Source organism: Klebsiella huaxiensis, from assembly GCF_003261575.2.
Taxonomy (GTDB): domain Bacteria; phylum Pseudomonadota; class Gammaproteobacteria; order Enterobacterales; family Enterobacteriaceae; genus Klebsiella; species Klebsiella huaxiensis.
In genome coordinates, this window is the sequence record NZ_CP036175.1 from 2,268,109 (window position 1) to 2,288,822 (window position 20,714).

Consider the following 20,714-nt stretch of genomic DNA (forward strand, 5'->3'; position numbering starts at 1 on the left):
TGGCCCCTGATTTTTTATCCCACCGCGGGCAGCAATCCTGCGACGATAGCAAACTGAATGGCCACAATTCCGATTCCGCACAGCAGAACCAACCACAGCGCGGGTGCCCCCCCAGCGACTCGCCAGGCGGCGTCAGGATGCTGTTTACGGCTTTTCATCACCAATAACGAAGGTAGCATTAGCGCCAATACCGCCAGCGCGACCCCTGCATAACCTAAGGCCATCACGAAACCGCGTGGATAGAATAGGGCGAACGCCAGAGGGGGGAAAAAGGTGATTACACCACTCTGTATACGCCCGGCCGGACCATTTTTACGTTGAAACAAATCGGCCAGGTAGTCAAACAGGCCAAGCGCGACGCCGAGAAATGAAGTCGCCAGCGCCAGGTCTGCAAAGAGATGAACCGCCAGCTCAACGTGCGACGAGGCAACGACTTCACGGATCGCTTCTAACAGCCCGTTGAGTCCGGCATTTTGTGCCAGCAGAGCGGTAAAAGTAGGAGAATCAATACTGCCCAGGGTTGCCAGTTGCCAGAAAATATAGGCAACCAGTGGAATAAAGCTTCCGATGACAAATACCCGACGCAGCTTGCGTATATCTCCGTTCAGATAGCTGACGACGCTGGGTATGCTGCCGTGAAAACCAAACGAGGTAAAAATTACTGGAATCGCCGACAGCGCCAGCCCTTGCTGTAGCGGCAGGGTCAACAAGTTTATCTGATGAATATGCGGAAGCAGAAGCGCCAGCATAATAGCGAGGAAAATGATTTTGGCGCTGAACAGAAAACGGTTAAAGAGATCAACCAGTGACGTACCGATACAAACCACCGTTCCGCCGATGCCTGTAAACAGCAGTACTCCAACCGCAGGTGGTAGTGTCCAGCCCAGCCATTGATTGAGACTTGAAGCCAGCAATTCACCGGCGCCGCTAATATAGGCCGCGGTAAGTGCGTACAGTAAGAACAGCATGCAAACACCGGTAGCCCACTGCCCGTAACGCCCCAGATAGCGCGCTGCCAGGGAGCCCAGCCCCGTGTCAGCCGGGACGTGCTGATAAACTTCAAGCAACAATAACGCGGTGTAACACATCAGCGCCCACAGGGCGATAAGCAAAACTAACGTTACGCCGAAACCTACGCCTGCTGATGCCAAAGGCATCGCCAACATCCCTGCGCCGATGGTGGTGCCAGCTACGATTAAAATACTACCAAGAGTGCGGTTCTTCACGCTTTTCTCTATCCATGACGGATTACACAATGAATTATGCCGCGCAGAGTATGTGAAATCAGTGATTTCGTCAAATGCAGGTTACAGTGGGTGTAATAATAAGTTTACGATATTGAACGTTTACGCTAAGCCTGCGCTGGCGCAAGAATCGGAATAATAAGTGGGGTTATCCTGCGTGTTTTATGGGGGATATTATGCAATCAATTCATGGTCATGAAGTTCTACAGATGATGATCGCTTCAGGCGAACCTTACACCGTGGCCAGTCTGGAAGCGGCGATTACCAGCCGTTTCGGGACGGATGCACGATTCCATACCTGTTCGGCGGAAAACCTGAGTGCGGCGGAGTTAGTGGCATTCTTGCAGAAAAAGGGCAAATTTATTGCCGCAGAGGAAGGGTTTAATACGCACGAAAGTAAAATTTGTCGTCATTAATAGGGCGGCGATTGTTGAACATCGCCGCCATCTTCATTAATTTTGCGTATCGAGCGTTGCCAGCTCTTTATCAATAAAGTACAGGCCTTCACCGCTTTTGCCTGCGAGGGTCAGTTTATCAATAACGGATTTAAACAGTTTCTCTTCTTCGTGCTGCTCAGCAACATACCATTGCAGGAAATTAAATGTCGGATAATCCTGGCTGGACATTGCCGCATGAGCCAGTTCGTTAATTTTCTGCGTAATGAGTTGTTCGTGTTCGTAGGTGACGCGGAACAGGTCGTCCAGTGAAGTATATTCGGCAAACGGTGAGGCGATGGCATTGATGCACGGCAGGCTACCGGTATCGGTCAGGTAGTCGAACAGACGCTGCATATGGGTCATCTCTTCTTGCGCGTGGCGGCGCAGAAACGCGGCGGCGCCTTCAAAGCTGTGGTAGCTGCACCATGCGCTCATTTGCTGATAAAGCAGAGAAGAATAAAGTTCAAGGTTCATCTGTGCATTAAGCTTGTCGATCATTTCAGTTTTCAGCATCTGGCTTGCTCCGCAAATAAAGTCAAAGGTGATTGTGCCGTCACTATAATTTGTTATTAATTTATTTGCAAAAAGTAAATTAATAAATTCATTTATTACTAATGCAAATGGGAATAACACGCATTGGCAATTTAATAAATAATGAGAATGGTTTTAATTTAATATTATCAATATTAATTATGGGTCCGACTTATTCTTGAAGAGGGACGCGCAACTTTGAGTGGTTATGAGCGCTTGGGTTAGCCTGGTGAGAAAAGGGTGGGGGAAGAAAGCAACGCCCGGATGCTGTGGGTGGTGAAAGTGTGAGGCGATATGCAATTTATAAAACAACTTTTCATAAAATTTGAAAGTATGTTCGTAAGGTAGTATTGTTCTTCACAACGTTAACGAACTATCGCGGGAAAACCCGCACAGCATTCAGGAGAGTAAAGCATGAAAATCGCACTGATGATGGAAAACAGCCAGGCGAACAAAAACGCCATCATCCTCAACGAGTTAAACGCTGTTGCAGACGAGAAAGGTTTTCCGGTTTACAACGTCGGCATGAGCGATGAAAACGATCACCACCTGACCTATATCCATCTGGGTATCATGGCCAGCATCCTGCTGAACTCTAAAGCGGTAGACTTCGTGATCACCGGCTGCGGTACCGGCCAGGGTGCAATGATGTCTCTGAACATCCATCCGGGCGTAGTTTGTGGCTACTGTATCGATCCTGCTGATGCGTTCCTGTTTGCGCAGATCAACAACGGTAACGCGCTTTCTCTGCCATTCGCGAAAGGTTTTGGCTGGGGTGCAGAGCTGAACGTACGCTTTATTTTCGAGAAAGCGTTCACAGGGCGTAACGGCGAAGGTTATCCGCCGGAGCGTAAAGAGCCTCAGGTACGTAACGCTGGCATCCTGAACACCGTTAAAGCCGCAGTAGTGAAAGATAACTATCTGGATACGCTGCGTGCTATCGACCCGGAGCTGGTGAAAACTGCCGTGTCTGGCCCGCGCTTCCAGCAGTGCTTCTTCGAAAATTGTCAGGATAAAGAGATCGAAGCGTTCGTTCGCCAGATCGTCGGTTAATCTCCTGCAAATATCCAGGGCCAGCGCTGCTGGCCTTTTCTTTTGGGCTATTTCTTTTTGTTGGACACGCTGCTACCGGCATCTTTTGCCAGGTGCAGGCTATCAATCATTCCCACCAGACAAATCAACGCAATAAAAATAAACGACAGACGGAAGCTGATCCCCGGCAGACTTGTGAGATTAAACCATTCACTGAACTTCTCCCCAATACGAATACCGATCGCCCCGAGCGTAATCCCAAGCCCAACGGCCAGCTGCGAAGCGGTGCTGAACAACGTATTGGCATAGCTCATTTGCGCTGAAGGCACATCGGCAAAAGCAAGGGTGCTGACGCCGGTAAATTGAATAGAACGGAATACCCCGCCGAGATAGAGAATCACGAAAATCAGCCAGACTGGCGTTTGTGGTGTTAAAAAAGCGCAGGCCAGCAGCGAGAACACATTCAGCGCGCCGTTGATCAGCAGCAGGCGGCGAAAACCCAGCCAGCGAATTAACGGCGTTGTCGCGGGCTTGATGGTTAAATTACCAACGAAAACGGCCAGCACCAGCAACCCTGAGTGGAATGGGTCCATACCAAACCCGACCTGAAACAGCAGCGGCAGCAGGAAAGGGACGGCGCTAATTGAGGCACGGAACAGCGAGCCGCCGTACATAGTGACCTTGAAGGTCGGTATTTGTAGCGCATCGAGACGCACCATCGGCCAGGCTGCGTGACGGAAATGGCGTAGTGAAAACAACATGCTGCCGAGGCCTAATACCAGCAGCGCCGGTGTTTGCCAACTCAAAGGCTGACGATCGCCGAGAAATTCCATGGCGGTGACCAGGCTAATCATGGCGATTGACGTGGCAAGGAAGCCGGGAAGGTCAAAAGGCCGTGGTTCATCTTCACGAATGTTTGGGATGATGCGCAAAGACAGGGCCATAGCGATGAGCCCAAGGGGCACGTTAATAAAGAAAATCCAGTGCCAACTGGCATAGCTGGTGATAAATCCGCCCAGCGGCGGGCCGATAATGGGAGCCACTAATGCGGGCCAGGTCAGAGTGGCAATCGCCTTAATGAGCTGATGCTTCGGTGTCGTTCGCAAAACTGCCAGTCGGCCTACTGGGACCATCAGAGCACCGCCTATTCCTTGTAGAATTCGCATCGCTACGAAGATGTCGACGTTGGTTGATAGTCCGCAAAAAACAGAAGCCAGCGTGAAAATCGCCAGCGCGAGAGTGAAGATTTTGCGTGCGCCGAAGCGATCGGCTATCCAGCCGCTGGCCGGTATCAGCACGGCCAGCGTAATGAGATAGGCGCTGATACCGATATTGAGATCGACCGCTGTGACGCCAAAGTCTTTCGCCATGTCCGGCAGGGCTGTGGCGATCACCGTACCGTCGAGGAACTCCATAAAAAAAGCGCCAGCCACCAGCAGTGCGGGTGCTGAAAAAGAACGATCGTCCCTGGAAGAGATGTTTGTGCTCATTGTCGTGTCGCTGCCATAGCAAAGAGGGGCCAAACTCGACGCAGAGCATGTTGCTCTAACAGTCCGATTTAGCTCATTTTTGTTTAATGTTTAAATTATTTTTGTAAAAATAGTGTGATTTGACGCATGTTCATATTGATTTTTGTGATGTAAGTCATATTATAGCCCAGTAGACATTAACACCTGCATAACAAAATCGGAGTCAATCCATGAAGCTGCGCAAAATCCTTAAAAGCATGTTTGAAAACTACTGCAAAACCTTCAAAGACGTACCCCCTGGCGGTATGTTCTGATAAAAAAACCTGCTGCGGCAGGTTTTTTTATCTCTTAAGATTTAGGTTACTATTACGCTCCTGAAAAAAGGAGTAAAAAATGTCCCAACATCTCACCGAAAATGACGAGCTGGTTTCCGACGTGGTTGCCTGCCAACTGGTCATCAAACAGATTCTCGACGTTATTGATATCATCGCCCCTGTCGAAGTGCGCGAGAAAATGACCACTCAGTTAAAAGCCATCGATTTTGCCAGTCATCCTGCATCGGCCGATCCGGTTACGCTGCGGGCGGTACAAAAAGCCATTGCCTTAATTGAACTGAAGTTCACCCCGCAAGGCGAGGCGCACTAAATACATAGCCCCACCATCACGTGATGGCGGGGCGTCGTTATGTGGTTAGTGGGAAACGGCGGTACGGGCCGGTGTCTCCTGAGTATTGTTAAATAACTTGCTGTTGCCCCAGCACTCTTCGTAACGGTGCCCGACTAAATCTTCAACGATGACGCGCACATCCGGTGTGATATCGGCAATTTTGCCGCCAGCTTTAATCCGCGCGACTTCCTGCAAGACCACCATATGCGCTTTGCGATCCAGCTTCATCTGCTTACTGAAGACGATCGCCGCCAAAGCCAGCAGGACCACGCCCGCACAGAACACGACTGCAATAGCGGTTACCGCGCTTTCAGGTTGCGTATGCGCTTTTGACTGGAAGCCGTAGAAGCTGAGGATAGCGCCCATTGTGAAGACGATGATAGAGCGTAGGATTTTCCCGGAAAAGGTCATAGCGCCAGCATAGATACCTTCACGGCGACGGCCAGTATAGATTTCGTCAACGTCGGCTAAAAAGGTATATACGGTCCAGGGGATGTAGTACACGCCGCCGGTACCCAGTCCGAACAGGACAGTGATACCGAACATCAGGATGGTTGCCAGATGTGCAGGCAAATGGAAGAACCACAGCGAGGTATAAAGCAGTACGGCAAAAATAACCACGCTTAGCGCCAGAATGTAGGGCTTACTAAACCCTTTCTTCACGCACAGGCCGATAAACAGGGCCGTAGAGACCAGTTGCAGGATGGAGTTCAGGCTATTTAGCCCGGCGACCATCGCCGGATCGTGCTGCAGGACGAAAATAACAAAGTAGGTAAAGATAGACGCAAACAGCCATTCTGCGCCGAAACCACAGAGGTACATGCCCAGATGTTTACGGAACACGCGCAGATAGAAGGTAGAACGCATATCCTTCGCCAGCATAAGTAGAGTATTGAGTAAGCCTTTTTTCTCACTATTGCTGACTTCCTCTTCGCGCGGGCGTTCCCAGCTGCAGTACCACAAGCAGGAGATCGCAACGATGAGAATGACCCCATAGGTCAGGCCGGTCAGGAAAAATGGGGTCGCGGATTCTTTGCCGTAAAGCAGGATGAACTGACCTGGAATAAATGCAGCCAGAAAGTTAGCCAGTTTACCGAAGATCGCTTTGTAGCCGGTAAGCTTTGAGCGTAGTGAAAAATCGTCGGTCATTTCGGTCGCCAATGTTTCATAGGGGACCATGATCGAGGTATAAATGATTTCAAAGACTACATAAGTGCATAGGTAGTACCAGAACCCAAGACCTTCTACCCAAAGCAGTGGGTAGAACATCATGAGCGGAATACCGATTAATAAAAAGAAGCGGCGGCGTCCGAAGCGTTTGCCGAGACGCGTTTTACCAAAATTATCGGTGAGATAACCCATAAGAGGATTACTGATCGCGTCGATAATACTGGCGACGGAGAAAATGAGCGAGGCCTCGATCAGCGTCAGCCCACAAAAGGTTGTATAAAAATAAAGCAGCCATGCGCCACTGATTGCCAGCGCGCCGCTTCCCAGTAAATTCCCGCCGCCGTAGGCTAACTGATGGCGTAACAAAATCGGTCTTCCCTGCAGCCCTTGAGGGGCTGAAGCCGCGTATCTTGCCATTAAAGTAAACTCCGTGTTTTAAATTTTTGAAACACTGTTTTTATATTCTTAAGTAATGGTTTTGAACGTGATCTACATCACTAAAAACCGGCTAAACCCCATTCCTGAGCATTAATGAGATCCAGTTAAAAGTTTTTAATGCTTTTTAGGAATAAAAACGGCGCCGAAGCGCCGAAAAAGATGGGTTGGTGAGAATTGTCTATAAGGACATTGATGACATTAATATATGGTTTTTGGGCATTTATCAGCGATACACATTCGCTGTGAGCGTTAATTATGTTGGTTGCTGACCAGATCTAACAAACGAAGGTCGGTTTGCTGCACGCACGTTCCATCCTTATCCGCATTGCGCACTTCATCGAGAATGGTTTCCAGCAGAATACCGTCCTGGCGCTGTTCTTTTTCCAGCAGCGTTAAAAAACGCCAGGTGGCATCGTCGCTTTGCGCTTTAGCTTCTTCCGTCAGGTCGATCAATATGCTGCTGCGTTGCTGATAATCAGCAACGGTGGTAGCAAAAAGATCTTCGAGGGAAGCACACTCTGGTTGGCTGGAACCTTCAGATTTCACCACCGGCACGGCACCGGTTTTTTTCATAAAATCAAAGACTCGCATCATCTGGGTTACCCTGGATTGTGCCTTACTACGCAAAAACGTTGCGGTACCGTTTAACCGCTGCTGAGTACACCACTCACTTAAATGTAGGTATAAATTTGAAGCATGGAATTCAAGATTCATTTGGTTATTCAGTTTCTTAACCATTCCTGGGACGATCATAAAAATATCCTTATTAACCTGTAAAGGAGTCCTGGGTACATCCTGAATCATCTTCCTTAGAGAGTCTGAATTCGGGACACATGACGTGCAGATAAAGTACCAGAATAATAATTACCTGTACTTCAAATGTATGATGGGTAATTAAATTGCGATTACCGATGAATATAGAATAGCGACACTTGGTGATTAAGGAAACTCTCATATGGTATTATTTACGTTTCGTTACACCATCCGTAATTAACTTTATTTAAGCATGTTTATGTAATGGTAACTATTTTTAGTAAGTCATTAATGTTTTTATCTATATGATTTTAATTGGTATTTGTTGTTTTTGCTGTTGGTTTGTGGTAGTTCTTGTTATTTTAATGAAACTTCGTTTCATTTGTATTGGGTCGTAGTTTTGTTTTTGTGTTAATCTGTTCTTCGTAAAAGATGTAAATTGCGTTAGATCATGTTTTTTGTGATTTTAGAAACAAGGTATAACGATAATTTAAAAAAATATTGCTTTTGTAAACACGCGATTGTTATTTGGCTATCTGAAGGAGTCAGAAATGAAAAAAGTAGCGGTGCTGTTGGCACCTGGTTTCGAGGAAGGTGAAGCGATTGTGATTATTGATATTCTTCGTCGCTTGCACATCAATGTAGAACTGCTGTCCTGCGCCGAATCGCGCGCGGTAGTGAGCTATCACGATATTCCTATGGTCGCGGACAGCACGTTAACAGAACGAGCGCAGATGCTTTATGACGCGGTGGTTCTGCCTGGCGGCCCACAAGGAAGCGTGAATCTTGCCGCCAGCCAGGAAGTGGTGGCGTTTATCGCGGTTCACGATACAGCCGGAAAACTTATCTGCCCTATTTGCTCGGCGGCGGCGCGGGTATTGGGCGGCAATGGTCTGCTGAAGGGGCGTCGCTATGTTTGCTCCGGGGATCTCTGGCAGAACGTGAGCGGGGGAGAATACGTTGATGCGCCGGTAGTGGAAGATGGCAACCTGATCAGCGGCAAAGGTTTTGGTTACGTTTTTGATTTCTCTTTCACCGTTGCGGCACGCTTGTTGGGCGATGAAGCACCAGTGCGCAATCATGCCGAGCATATTTATTGCCGCTGGTGATGGAAAATCTGAATCTATACCCTAAACAAGGATAAGTCTGCTGGTGATATAGATAATATTGCTAATACGAGCGCTAATTGTCTGACAATTAGCGTTTTTTTTATGTCTTTTTTCGCTGTTTTTATGCACGCAATTACTGTAATTCCGCGATGTGATAGCGCTCTCGTATGGAGAAATAATTTCCGGTTAATACTATTTTAACAACGGCAGCAATGAATCAGGTTTTCCTAATGCCTTGTTTTACGTCCGATTAAAAATTTAAGTCTTATTTTTCCCTACATAAAAACGAATTAAAGCTGGAGTTTACCATGCACAAATTTACTAAAGCGCTGGCGGCGATTGGTCTCGCCGCAGTTATGTCACAATCAGCTATGGCTGAGACGCTTAAGCTTGGCTTTCTGGTGAAACAGCCCGAAGAACCGTGGTTTCAAACTGAGTGGAAATTTGCCGATAAGGCCGGTAAAGATTTAGGTTTTGATGTGATTAAAATCGCGGTACCCGACGGCGAGAAAACGCTGAATGCTATTGATAGCCTGGCAGCCAGCGGAGCTAAAGGTTTCGTTATCTGCACACCGGACCCGAAACTAGGGGCTGCCATTGTCGCCAAAGCGCGCGGCTATGATATGAAAGTGATTACCGTTGATGACCAGTTCGTCAACGCGAAAGGTAAACCGATGGATAGCGTACCGCTGGTAATGATGGCGGCCAGCGAAATCGGCGCGCGTCAAGGCCAGGAGCTGTATAAAGAGATGCAAAAACGCGGTTGGGATGTAAAAGATACCGCGGTTATGGCGATCACTTCTGACGAACTGGATACTGCCCGCCGCCGCACCACCGGCTCGATGGATGCGCTGAAAGCCGCTGGCTTCCCGGAAAATCAGATCTATCGTGTGCCAACCAAATCTAACGATATCCCCGGCGCGTTCGATGCTGGTAACTCCATGTTGGTCCAACATCCGCAGGTTAAACATTGGTTAATTGTCGGCATGAACGACAACACCGTACTGGGTGGCGTGCGTGCGACCGAAGGCCAGAGTTTTAAAGCCGCTGACGTCATCGGTATCGGCATTAACGGCGTGGATGCAGTCAATGAACTCTCCAAAGCGCAGGCCACTGGTTTCTATGGTTCTCTGCTGCCGAGCCCGGACATTCACGGTTATAAAACCAGCGAAATGCTCTACAACTGGGTGACGAAAGACGTTGAACCGCCGAAATTTACTGCGGTGACCGACGTGGTGCTGATTACCCGCGACAACTTTAAAGAAGAGCTGGCGAAAAAAGGGCTGTAAGGCCTGGTTGACCGGGCTTCCCGTATTAAGCGGGAGGCTCAGTCCAGAAAAGCGGAGTCGTTATGCAACAGTCTACCCCTTATCTCTCATTTCGCGGTATTACCATGACTTTCCCGGGCGTTAAAGCGCTGTCCGATATTAGTTTTGACTGCTATGCCGGACAGGTTCACGCCCTGATGGGAGAAAATGGCGCCGGGAAATCTACTCTGCTGAAAGTACTCAGCGGCAACTACATACCGACCGCCGGTAGCCTGCATATCAGCGGCCAGCAGATAACATTTAACCATACCACCGAGGCGTTGAACGCCGGGGTGGCGATTATCTATCAGGAATTGCACCTGATCCCGGAAATGACCGTAGCGGAAAATATCTACCTCGGACAACTCCCGCACAAAGGTGGGATCGTCAACCGATCGCTGCTGAATTATGAAGCTGGCTTGCAGCTTAAACATCTGGGGCTGGATATCGACCCGGAAACGCCGCTGAAATATCTCTCTATTGGCCAATGGCAAATGGTAGAGATTGCCAAGGCGCTGGCGCGTAACGCTAAGATCATTGCCTTTGATGAGCCAACCAGCTCCCTGTCTGCGCGGGAAATCGAAAACTTATTCCGGGTTATTCGCGAGCTGCGCGAGGAGGGGAGGGTCATTATTTACGTCTCTCACCGTATGGAAGAGATTTTTGCATTAAGCGATGCCATCACCGTCTTCAAAGATGGTCGCTACGTGCGCACCTTTGACAATATGCAAGAGGTTAACCACGACGCCCTGGTGCAGGCGATGGTGGGCCGTGAACTGGGCGATATCTACGGCTGGCAACCGCGTGAATACGGCAACGAACGCTTGCGTCTGGAGCAGGTGAAAGCACCGGGCGTGCGTCAGCCGATCAGCCTGTCGGTGCGCAGTGGTGAAATCGTCGGTCTGTTCGGGTTGGTTGGGGCCGGACGCAGCGAGCTGATGAAAGGCTTATTTGGCGGCAGCAGGATAACCAGTGGCCAGGTCTACATTGACGGCCAGGCTATCGACATCCGCAAACCCGCTCAGGCGATTCAGGCCGGAATGATGCTCTGTCCGGAAGACCGCAAAGCCGAAGGGATCATTCCGGTTCACTCGGTGCGCGACAACATCAATATCAGCGCACGTCGTAAACATATTCTTGCAGGATGCGTGATTAACAACGCCTGGGAAGCGGAAAACGCTGACCAGCATATCAAATCGCTCAACATCAAAACGCCGGGCCCGGAGCAGCTGATTATGAATCTCTCTGGCGGCAATCAGCAGAAAGCCATTCTTGGCCGTTGGTTATCGGAAGAGATGAAAGTGATCCTGCTCGATGAGCCGACGCGCGGCATTGATGTCGGCGCTAAGCATGAAATTTACAACGTTATTTACGCTTTAGCGGCATCAGGCGTCGCGGTGGTCTTTGCCTCCAGCGATTTACCCGAAGTTCTCGGCGTTGCGGACCGTATTGTGGTGATGCGCGAGGGCGAAATCGCCGGTGAATTATTGCATGAACATGCGAATGAACAGCAGGCATTGAGCCTTGCGATGCCCAAAGTGAGCCAGGCAGTCGCCTGAGTAAGGAGTTTATGATGTCATCAGTTACCTCTTCAGGTACTTCCCGGTCGGCTTGCAGCTTCTCCCGCATCTGGGATCAGTTTGGCATGCTGGTTGTTTTCGCCGTGCTGTTTATCGGCTGTGTGATTTTTGTGCCCAATTTTGCCTCATTTATCAATATGAAAGGTCTGGGGCTGGCTATCTCGATGTCCGGGATGGTGGCCTGTGGGATGCTATTTTGCCTGGCATCCGGTGACTTTGACCTGTCGGTTGCTTCGGTTATCGCCTGTGCGGGGGTCACCACGGCGGTGGTGATTAACCTGACCGAAAGCATGTGGATTGGCATTACGGCTGGCCTGCTGCTGGGCGCACTGAGCGGCCTGGTGAACGGTTTTGTCATTGCCCGCTTAAAGATCAACGCCCTGATCACCACGCTTGCGACGATGCAGATCGTCCGCGGTCTGGCCTATATTATTTCTGACGGTAAAGCGGTCGGGATTGAGGATGAGCGTTTCTTTACCCTGGGCTATGCCAACTGGTTTGGTCTGCCTGCGCCAATCTGGCTGACGGTTGGCTGCCTGATTATCTTTGGCCTGCTGTTGAATAAAACCACCTTTGGCCGTAATACCCTGGCGATTGGCGGCAACGAAGAAGCCGCGCGTCTGGCAGGCGTCCCGGTGGTGCGGACCAAGATTATCATTTTTGTCCTCTCCGGCCTGGTTTCCGCAGCGGCAGGGATTATTCTGGCCTCGCGTATGACCAGCGGTCAGCCGATGACCTCGATTGGCTATGAGCTGATTGTGATTTCGGCCTGCGTGCTGGGCGGCGTGTCGTTAAAAGGCGGGATTGGTAAGATTTCCTACGTGGTTGCCGGGATCCTGATCCTCGGGACTGTGGAAAATGCCATGAACTTGCTGAACATCTCGCCGTTCTCGCAGTATGTGGTGCGCGGCGTGATTCTGCTGGCGGCGGTAATCTTTGACCGCTACAAACAAAAAGCGAAACGTACGGTTTGATTATCCCCAACCTTTCAGTCTAATCCTAAACCATTGCCAGCGCCCGCTGTGCTGGCAATGACTATCAAAAATGGCGAGGCTGGTCACACTGTCTATACTTACATGGCTAACATTTAGTTAACACCCAGCATTGTGCTGGCCATGATAAGGAGGAACCAGGGTGGCTGACCAGATTTCCGTACCGCCTGCGTTAACCGGAAACTACGCTTTTTTCTTTGACCTCGACGGCACGCTTGCCGGTATCAAACCCCATCCTGACCAGGTGGTTATTCCTGCTGATGTTCTACAAACGTTGCGCCAGCTTGTGCAGCTGCAAAATGGAGCGGTGGCATTGATTTCAGGGCGCTCAATGGCTGAGCTCGATGAGCTTACCCATCCTTTCCGACTGCCGCTTGCCGGCGTCCACGGGGCTGAGCGCCGTGACATCAATGGTGAAACACATATCGTCACACTGCCTGACTCACTCCTCAAGACCCTTTCAACACAGCTGACAACGGCGATGGGTGCACTACCGGGTTGCGAGCTGGAAAGTAAGGGGATGGCTTTCGCGTTGCACTATCGCCAGGCGCCGCAGCAGCAAAGCGCGGTGCTAGCGCTGGCACAAGAAATCGTGCAGCGCCATCCTATTTTGGCGCTGCAGCCAGGTAAATGCGTGGTGGAGATCAAACCGCGCGGAGTGAATAAGGGTGAGGCGATTGCCGCTTTTATGCAGGAAGCGCCATTCAAGGGACGTAAACCGGTATTCGTCGGTGATGACTTAACCGATGAAGCGGGTTTTGGCGTCGTCAATCAATTGGGTGGTGTATCGGTCAAAGTGGCGGGTGGCGAAACGCAGGCGCGCTGGCGCCTGCCGGACGTGGCCGCAGTACATCTTTGGATAAATAACATCGCGAATGATGGGCAACAACCAGACGCGCTAACCGACAGGAGAGATGGCTATGGGTCGCTTAGTCGTAGTATCTAATCGTATTGCCCCGCCGGATGATAAAAAGGCCAGTGCCGGTGGCCTGGCCGTGGGGATTATGGGGGCGTTAAAAGCAGCGGGAGGATTGTGGTTCGGCTGGAGCGGGGAAATTGGCGATGACCAGCAGCCGCTGAAAAAGGTGACTCAGGGGAATATTACCTGGGCCTCTTTCAACCTTAGCGAGCAGGATCACGACGAATATTACAATCGTTTTTCCAATGCCGTATTGTGGCCTGCGTTTCACTATCGCCTTGATTTGGTGAATTTTCAGCGCGAGGCCTGGGAAGGGTATCAGCGGGTGAATTCCACGCTGGCTGATAAACTGCTGCCGCTAATTGAACCTGACGACCTTGTCTGGATCCACGATTATCACTTACTGCCACTGGCCAGTGAACTGCGCCAACGCGGGGTAAATAATCGCATTGGCTTCTTTTTACATATCCCGTTTCCGACGCCCGAAATTTTTAATGCGTTGCCGCCGCATGCTGAACTGCTTGAGGGACTTAGCGATTACGACCTGCTGGGATTCCAGACAGAGAGTGATCGGCTGGCGTTTCTCGACAGCGTATCAATGCAGACCCGCGTGACGACGCGCGGTGGGAAAAAGCATCTTGCGTGGGGCAAGTCTTTCCACACAGAAGTTTATCCGATAGGCATCGATGCCGATGAAATTGCGCGCAGCGCTAAAGGACCGTTACCGCCAAAACTGGCGCAATTGAAAAGCGAACTTAAGGGCGTACAAAATATCTTTTCCGTTGAACGGTTGGACTATTCGAAAGGGTTACCGGAACGTTTTCTGGCCTATGAGGCGCTGCTGGAAAACTATCCGCAACATCACGGCAAGATTCGCTATACCCAAATTGCGCCGACTTCGCGCGGTGATGTTCAGGCCTATCAGGATATTCGTCATCAGTTGGAAACCGCAGCCGGACGGATTAACGGTCAGTATGGTCAGTTGGGCTGGACGCCGCTCTATTACCTGAACCAGCACTTTGAACGTAAGCTGTTGATGAAAATCTTCCGCTATTCGGACGTTGGGCTGGTCACGCCGCTACGCGATGGCATGAATCTGGTGGCGAAAGAGTATGTGGCCGCCCAGGATCCGCAAAACCCGGGTGTGCTGGTGTTGTCGCAGTTTGCCGGCGCGGCGAATGAACTGCCTACAGCGTTAATCGTCAATCCTTACGATCGTGATGAGGTCGCTGCCGCGCTGGACCGGGCGTTAACCATGCCGCTGGCAGAACGCATCACGCGCCATTCGGCTATGTTAGCGGTGATTAAAGAGAATGACATTCACCACTGGCAGGCGCGGTTTATTGCCGATCTAAAGCAGATTGAGCCAAGGAGCGAGGAGAGTCACTTAGAACGCAAGGTGGCGACCTTCCCCAAACTCGCCTAGAGGCTGAGCGGCTGGTGCCTCCCCGGCACTAGCCCTTTTCAAGACAAACCAGCAGCACGTCAACGCCGCTGCTGCCGACGATATCCTTCGCTGAGCAGGTAGCGCGCGAAAATAGGCTCTGGTTATGGTTACCGCAAATCACCAGGTCAACGCGATGCTGCTGGCAAAAATCCTTCACGTGATGACCTAACCCGCCGCTGGCGATAATCGTCTTCTCGATAGGATAATCGGCGTGGTGGACAAGTTCGGCCAGAAAACCGCGCGTCTCTTCCTGCATTATTTCCCGTAAGTTTTCCATCATCGGCGCAGCAAACTGGTTATACAGCTCCGGGTCCGTCGCCAGCGTGATCAGGCTAACTTTGGCATTGATCGGACGGGCGATAGAAACGGCTTTTTGAATCAGCACCCGGCTTTCCGGGGTCGGCGCAACGGCGACTAACAGATGTGAGTAGGGCATCAAGCCTCCTTGAGATACGCAAAATAACCCTTTTCTATACCCTAAATAATTCGAGTTGCAGGAAGGCGGCAAGTGAGCGAATCCCCAGGAGCTTACTCAGGTAAGTGACTGGGGTGAACGAAAGCAGCCAACGCCCATGCAACTTGAAGTATGACGGGTATATTGTCTTTACTCCGATTCCTTAGCTTTCGCAAGGTTTATCAGCAGCGGAAAAAAGAGCTATGTTTCATCTGCAAAAGAGCTATTTCTCATTAATGGTCCCGTCTTTTGCATTAAAAGAAACGTTGTTTTATAAATAAGTGAAGCGTGTTCCGCTACTCTTTGTATTTTTGCCATCGAACGCTTTTAGATGGCAAAAATGAAAAGGTAACGCCGTTTCCATGCTCTTACTGTAGTCCTATATCAACTCCATTTTGGCTGAAGTCGCCAAAAGGATTGTCGGAGTTCTCTAAAAAAAGACACAGGATTTACGGCGATGAAAACACGTAAAATCGGTTTGGTTAACTACCTTGCTTACGGATCGGGCGATTTCCTCGGTGCGGGGACCACAGCACTGACTGCAGCATGGCTGCTCTACTTCTACACCACCTTTTGCGGCCTTTCCCCTATTGAGGCGACGCTTATCTTTGCCACTGCCAGGGTTCTGGATGCGGTGATCAGTCCGCTGATGGGCTTCCTGACGGATAACTTCGGTTCGACCTGGCTGGGTAAACGTTTTGGCAGACGTAAGTTCTTTATCCTGCTGGGTATCCCGCTCGTCTTTAGCTACTCCATTATGTGGGTAGGGGACATGGGCTTCTGGTACTACCTGCTGACTTATCTGCTGTTCGATATTGTCTATACCATGATTCTGGTACCGTATGAAACGTTGGTGCCGGAGATGACCGATGACTTTAAACAGAAAACCAAATTCTCCGGCGCGCGTATTTCGATGGCGCAGATGTCGGCAATTCTGGCTTCCTTCCTGCCGGGTGTCCTGCTGACTATCTTCGGTAAGGATAATGCGGTCTCTTTCTTCTATGCGAGTCTGGTGTTCTCGGTACTGTGCGCAATGATGCTAACCTTTGTCTGGTTCTTTACCTGGGAGCGCCCGCGAGAAGAGTGGACGGAAGCCGCGCTACGGGCAGAAGAGGAGAAACAAAACCTGACCCTGTCCCAGAGCCTTAATCGCCTGTTTATTGAGTTAAGCTCCACCTTGCGGATTAAAATTTTCCGCCAGCATCTGGGTATGTATCTGGGGGGCTATATCGCTCAGGACGTGTTCAACGCGGTCTTTACCTACTATGTGGTGTTTGTGCTGATGCAGGAAGCCTCCATGGCCTCTAACCTGCTCGGCACCATGGCTATCTTCCAGTTTATCGCGGTTATCGCCATGATCCCGTTGTGTATCCGCTTCGGACCGGCCCCATCCTACCGGATGGTTGTAGTGCTGTTTGGTCTGAGCTCGCTCTCCTACGCGGTGTTGTATTACGCCGGGCTCAGCGATGTTTACTCGTTGTTGCTGTTGATTTCCGCAGTTGCAGGCCTGGGACGCGGCGGTATCAACTATGTGCCGTGGAATACCTACACCTATATTGCCGACGTGGATGAGGTGATCACCGGACAGCGACGTGAAGGGATCTTTGCCGGGATCATGACTCTGACCCGTAAAGCTTCCCAGGCGGGTGCGGTGATGCTGGTGGGGATCATTATGCAGTTTTCCGGCTTTGTCTCCGGACAGAAAACTCAGCCTTATGAAGTCAGCCACACAATCCTGCTGATCCTCAGCGTGGGGACATTAGTGGTGCTGGCTTGCGGTTTTCTTGTCTCTCTGCGTTTTAAGCTCAACCTGCAAACCCACAGCGTTCTGCGTACTGAAACGCTCAAAATGCGCGAGTCTGGTCGAGCACAGCCGGAAACGGCGACCGCTGAGGATCGTGAAGTGGTGGAGATGCTGGCCGGGATGCCGTACGAATCCCTGTGGGGCAACAACAATATCGGTTACCTGAACCGCAATAAACCTGCAGCGGCGCCGTTGAAGCAACGTTCAGAATTGAATTCGACATATAACAGAGGTTAAGGATATGAAGGTTTGGCCTGTCAAACATAGCCCATTACTGCGTCAGCCAGAGCGTTTTATCGCCCGTAATGAGCTGCAAGCGCTGATCCAGAAGGTAACGCGCAACCTGGTCAATATTAAGGATGAAAGCGGGCAATTTTTACTGCGGCTGGACGACGGACGCATCATTGACACTAAAGGCTGGAACGGCTGGGAGTGGACCCACGGGGTTGGCCTGTACGGTATTTATCAGTATTACCAGCAGACTGGTGATACCGCGATGTGCGAGATTATCGATAGCTGGTTCGCTGAGCGTTTTGCCGAAGGCGCAACCACTAAAAACGTCAATACCATGGCGCCGTTTTTGACCCTGGCTTATCGTTATGAAGAGACGGGCAACACGGCGTATCTACCCTGGCTCGATAGCTGGGCTGAGTGGGCGATGCGCGACATGCCGCGTACCGAGTTTGGCGGCATGCAGCACATCACCCTGGCGGAAGAGAATAATCAGCAGATGTGGGACGACACGTTGATGATGACCGTCCTGCCGCTGGCCAAAATTGGCAAGCTGCTCAACCGCCCGGAATATGTAGAAGAAGCGGTCTATCAGTTCTTGCTGCATGTGCAGAACTTGATGGACCGCGAGACCGGACTGTGGTTCCACGGCTGGAACTACGAGGGGCAGCATAATTTTGCCAGGGCTCGCTGGGCACGCGGCAATAGCTGGCTGACGATTGTAATCCCGGATTTCCTTGAGCTGGTGGATTTACCTGAAAGCAGCGCCGTTCGCCGTTATCTGGTGCAGGTACTGAATGCGCAGATTGCAGCACTGGCCCGTTGCCAGGACGACAGCGGCCTGTGGCATACGCTGCTTGATGATCCAAACTCCTATCTGGAAGCGTCGGCCACCGCTGGTTTTGCTTACGGGATCTTAAAAGCGGTGCGTAAGCGCTATGTGAGCCAGGAATATGCAGAAGTGGCGGAGAAAGCGATTCGCGGTATCGTGCAGAATATCTCTCCTGAAGGGGAGTTGCTGCAAACCTCATTCGGTACCGGAATGGGCTCGAATCTCGATTTTTATCGTGAAATTCCGTTGACGTCGATGCCGTATGGTCAGGCGATGGCAATTCTGTGCCTGACTGAGTATCTGCGGAAGTATTTCTGATAGGGATTGAGAGAAAGGGTTACGTAGGCCGGGTAAGGCGTTAGCCGCCACCCGGCATAAAACGAACACAATATTTCAAATAGTGGTGTTATCAGTTTCAAACCCGGCGCTTGCCGGGTTTTTCCTGCAAATTACATACGCTCTACGGTCTCAATACCCAGCGTATCCAGACCCAGCTTCAGCGTTTTCGCGGTCAGCTGCGCCAGCTTCAGGCGGCTGTTGCGCGTCTCTTCGCTTTCGGCGCTCAGGATCGGGCAGTGTTCGTAGAAACCCGAGAACAGGCCCGCCAGATCGTACAGATAAGAACACATCACATGCGGAGTGCCTTCACGAGCGACAACGGTCAGGGTCTCTTCGAACTGCAGCAGACGTGCAGCCAGCTGGGCTTCACGGTCTTCGGTGATAATAACCGGAGCCGCCGCCAGCACGCTTTCATCAATATCCGCTTTACGGAATACCGAGAGCACGCGGGTATAAGCATACTGCATATAAGGCGCGGTGTTGCCCTCAAATGCCAGCATGTTGTCCCAGTCGAAGATATAGTCGGTGGTCCGGTTTTTCGACAGATCGGCGTATTTCACCGCGCCAATCCCGACGGCGTTCGCCAGTTTTTCCAGCTCTTCGGCAGGCATATCCGGGTTTTTCTCGGCCACCAGACGGCGGGCGCGTTCCAGCGCTTCATCCAGTAAGTCGGCCAGTTTCACAGTACCACCGGCGCGAGTTTTAAACGGTTTACCGTCTTTGCCGAGCATCATGCCGAACATGTGGTGCTCCAGCGGCACAGAATCTGGCACATAGCCTGCTTTACGCACGATAGTCCACGCCTGCATCAGGTGCTGGTGCTGGCGTGAATCGATGTAATACAGCACGCGATCGGCATGCAGATTTTCGTAACGGTATTTTGCACAGGCGATATCGGTGGTGGTGTAGAGGTAGCCGCCATCCTTCTTCTGGATGATAACGCCCATCGGTTCGCCTTCCTTATTTTTATACTCATCAAGGAACACCACGGTTGCGCCTTCGCTCTCCACTGCCAGACCTTTGGCTTTCAGGTCAGCAACGATACCCGGCAGCATCGGGTTATACAGGCTTTCACCCATCACGTCGTCACGGGTCAGCGTCACGTTCAGGCGGTTATAGGTTAGCTGGTTTTGCGACATAGTAATGTCAACGAGCTTGCGCCACATTTCGCGGAAATACTCGTCGCCGCCCTGCAGCTTAACCACGTAGCTACGCGCGCGTTCGGCGAAGGCTTCATCTTCATCGTAGTGTTTTTTCGCTTCGCGATAGAAACCTTCGAGGTCCGCCAGCGCCATTTCACCGGCGTTTTCCTGCTGCTGTTTTTCCAGGTACGCGATAAGCATGCCGAACTGGGTGCCCCAGTCGCCCACGTGGTTAGCGCGGATCACGTTATGGCCGAGAAATTCCAGCGTGCGCACTGCGGCATCGCCAATAATGGTCGAGCGCAGATGGCCGACGTGCATCTCTTTCGCCACGTTAGGCGCGGAGTAATCGATAACAACGGTCTGCGCCTGCGGCTGAGCAACACCCAGACGTTCTGATTTCAGCGCGCTGCTGACGTTTTCCGCCAGGAATGCCGGGTCGAGGAAAATATTGATAAAACCCGGACCGGCGATTTCAACTTTGTTAGCAATCCCGTTCAGGTCGAGATGAGACAGTACCTGCTCTGCAAGTTGTCGCGGCGCCATACCCAGTTTTTTGGCAACGGCCATGACGCCGTTGGCCTGATAGTCACCGAACTGGACTTTTGCTGACTGGCGGACCTGAGGTTCGCAATCGGCAGGCGCGCCTGCCGCGATCAGAGCGTGGCTGACTTTTTCTGAGAGAAGAGCCTGAATATTCACCGGAATACCTTACGTTTAACACGCCGTCACCCTGACGGGGCGGCGCTGGAATGTGGACAAATTAGGGCAGGAGTATACTGCATTTGCATCTATGCGTCAGCACCGCGCATAGCTTG

At 51.1% G+C, this 20,714-nt stretch carries 19 protein-coding genes; 12 read left to right on the forward strand and 7 right to left on the reverse strand.

Annotation, left to right across the window (positions count from 1 at the left end; all coding sequences use genetic code 11):
* Positions 1 to 14: 14 nt before the first annotated feature.
* Entirely contained in the window at positions 15 to 1,226 is a 1,212-nt protein-coding gene (gene tyrP, locus DA718_RS10810; RefSeq protein ID WP_112213256.1) for a tyrosine transporter TyrP, read from the reverse strand.
* 194 nt (positions 1,227 to 1,420) lie between these two features.
* On the opposite strand from tyrP, the gene DA718_RS10815 reads away from it, so the two are divergent.
* The gene (locus tag DA718_RS10815; RefSeq protein WP_110274341.1) at positions 1,421 to 1,660 is read left to right on the forward strand and encodes a YecH family metal-binding protein; all 240 of its coding nucleotides are present in this window, start codon (positions 1,421 to 1,423) and stop codon (positions 1,658 to 1,660) included.
* A 36-nt stretch (positions 1,661 to 1,696) separates the two neighbouring features.
* Here DA718_RS10815 and ftnA read toward each other — a convergent pair whose 3' ends face one another.
* Complete coding sequence (gene ftnA / locus DA718_RS10820; protein ID WP_110274389.1) at positions 1,697 to 2,194, reverse strand: non-heme ferritin; 498 nt, start codon at positions 2,192 to 2,194, stop codon at positions 1,697 to 1,699.
* A 432-nt stretch (positions 2,195 to 2,626) separates the two neighbouring features.
* On the opposite strand from ftnA, the gene DA718_RS10825 reads away from it, so the two are divergent.
* The gene (locus DA718_RS10825) at positions 2,627 to 3,265 is read left to right on the forward strand and encodes an RpiB/LacA/LacB family sugar-phosphate isomerase (protein WP_110274340.1); all 639 of its coding nucleotides are present in this window, start codon (positions 2,627 to 2,629) and stop codon (positions 3,263 to 3,265) included.
* A 47-nt stretch (positions 3,266 to 3,312) separates the two neighbouring features.
* Here the strand turns inward: DA718_RS10825 and DA718_RS10830 are convergent, their stop codons facing one another.
* The gene (locus tag DA718_RS10830) at positions 3,313 to 4,734 is read right to left on the reverse strand and encodes an MFS transporter (protein ID WP_112213257.1); all 1,422 of its coding nucleotides are present in this window, start codon (positions 4,732 to 4,734) and stop codon (positions 3,313 to 3,315) included.
* 209 nt (positions 4,735 to 4,943) lie between these two features.
* On the opposite strand from DA718_RS10830, the gene azuC reads away from it, so the two are divergent.
* Entirely contained in the window at positions 4,944 to 5,027 is an 84-nt protein-coding gene (azuC, locus tag DA718_RS10835; protein ID WP_004136622.1) for a stress response protein AzuC, read from the forward strand.
* Positions 5,028 to 5,106: 79 nt separating this feature from the next.
* Positions 5,107 to 5,358, forward strand: a complete 252-nt coding sequence (locus DA718_RS10840; RefSeq protein ID WP_110274338.1) for a DUF2766 family protein — start codon at positions 5,107 to 5,109, stop codon at positions 5,356 to 5,358.
* Positions 5,359 to 5,403: 45 nt separating this feature from the next.
* Here DA718_RS10840 and DA718_RS10845 read toward each other — a convergent pair whose 3' ends face one another.
* Both DA718_RS10845 and DA718_RS10850 read right to left on the reverse strand, forming a co-directional pair.
* The gene (locus DA718_RS10845; RefSeq protein WP_167492868.1) at positions 5,404 to 6,915 is read right to left on the reverse strand and encodes an MFS transporter; all 1,512 of its coding nucleotides are present in this window, start codon (positions 6,913 to 6,915) and stop codon (positions 5,404 to 5,406) included.
* A gap of 321 nt (positions 6,916 to 7,236) precedes the next feature.
* Entirely contained in the window at positions 7,237 to 7,740 is a 504-nt protein-coding gene (locus DA718_RS10850; protein WP_112213259.1) for a non-heme ferritin-like protein, read from the reverse strand.
* A 551-nt stretch (positions 7,741 to 8,291) separates the two neighbouring features.
* Between DA718_RS10850 and DA718_RS10855 the strand changes: the two genes are divergently transcribed.
* The 6 genes from DA718_RS10855 (at position 8,292) to otsA (ending at position 15,073) form a co-directional block, all read left to right on the forward strand.
* Positions 8,292 to 8,849, forward strand: a complete 558-nt coding sequence (locus DA718_RS10855; RefSeq protein ID WP_112213260.1) for a DJ-1/PfpI family protein — start codon at positions 8,292 to 8,294, stop codon at positions 8,847 to 8,849.
* Positions 8,850 to 9,157: 308 nt separating this feature from the next.
* Positions 9,158 to 10,138 (forward strand): arabinose ABC transporter substrate-binding protein, encoded by a 981-nt coding sequence (locus tag DA718_RS10860; RefSeq protein ID WP_112213261.1) that lies wholly within the window; start codon positions 9,158 to 9,160, stop codon positions 10,136 to 10,138.
* A gap of 62 nt (positions 10,139 to 10,200) precedes the next feature.
* Positions 10,201 to 11,715 carry an L-arabinose ABC transporter ATP-binding protein AraG gene (gene araG / locus DA718_RS10865; protein ID WP_112213262.1) on the forward strand — a complete coding sequence of 505 codons (1,515 nt, stop codon included), beginning with the start codon at positions 10,201 to 10,203 and terminating at the stop codon, positions 11,713 to 11,715.
* A gap of 14 nt (positions 11,716 to 11,729) precedes the next feature.
* A complete protein-coding gene (araH, locus tag DA718_RS10870; RefSeq protein WP_112213263.1) occupies positions 11,730 to 12,710 on the forward strand; it encodes an L-arabinose ABC transporter permease AraH in 981 nt (326 codons plus the stop codon).
* Between the two features lie 160 nt (positions 12,711 to 12,870).
* The gene (gene otsB / locus DA718_RS10875) at positions 12,871 to 13,674 is read left to right on the forward strand and encodes a trehalose-phosphatase (RefSeq protein ID WP_112213264.1); all 804 of its coding nucleotides are present in this window, start codon (positions 12,871 to 12,873) and stop codon (positions 13,672 to 13,674) included.
* Complete coding sequence (gene otsA / locus DA718_RS10880) at positions 13,649 to 15,073, forward strand: alpha,alpha-trehalose-phosphate synthase (protein WP_112213265.1); 1,425 nt, start codon at positions 13,649 to 13,651, stop codon at positions 15,071 to 15,073. The genes otsB and otsA overlap by 26 nt, the downstream gene beginning before the upstream one ends.
* A gap of 28 nt (positions 15,074 to 15,101) precedes the next feature.
* On the opposite strand, the gene uspC is transcribed toward otsA, so the two are convergent.
* A complete protein-coding gene (uspC, locus tag DA718_RS10885; protein WP_112213266.1) occupies positions 15,102 to 15,530 on the reverse strand; it encodes a universal stress protein UspC in 429 nt (142 codons plus the stop codon).
* 475 nt (positions 15,531 to 16,005) lie between these two features.
* On the opposite strand from uspC, the gene DA718_RS10890 reads away from it, so the two are divergent.
* Both DA718_RS10890 and bglB read left to right on the forward strand, forming a co-directional pair.
* A complete protein-coding gene (locus tag DA718_RS10890; protein WP_112213267.1) occupies positions 16,006 to 17,589 on the forward strand; it encodes an MFS transporter in 1,584 nt (527 codons plus the stop codon).
* A 4-nt stretch (positions 17,590 to 17,593) separates the two neighbouring features.
* Positions 17,594 to 18,733 carry a beta-galactosidase BglB gene (bglB, locus tag DA718_RS10895; protein WP_112213268.1) on the forward strand — a complete coding sequence of 380 codons (1,140 nt, stop codon included), beginning with the start codon at positions 17,594 to 17,596 and terminating at the stop codon, positions 18,731 to 18,733.
* Positions 18,734 to 18,864: 131 nt separating this feature from the next.
* On the opposite strand, the gene argS is transcribed toward bglB, so the two are convergent.
* Positions 18,865 to 20,598, reverse strand: a complete 1,734-nt coding sequence (argS, locus tag DA718_RS10900) for an arginine--tRNA ligase (RefSeq protein WP_112213269.1) — start codon at positions 20,596 to 20,598, stop codon at positions 18,865 to 18,867.
* Positions 20,599 to 20,714 lie beyond the last annotated feature (116 nt).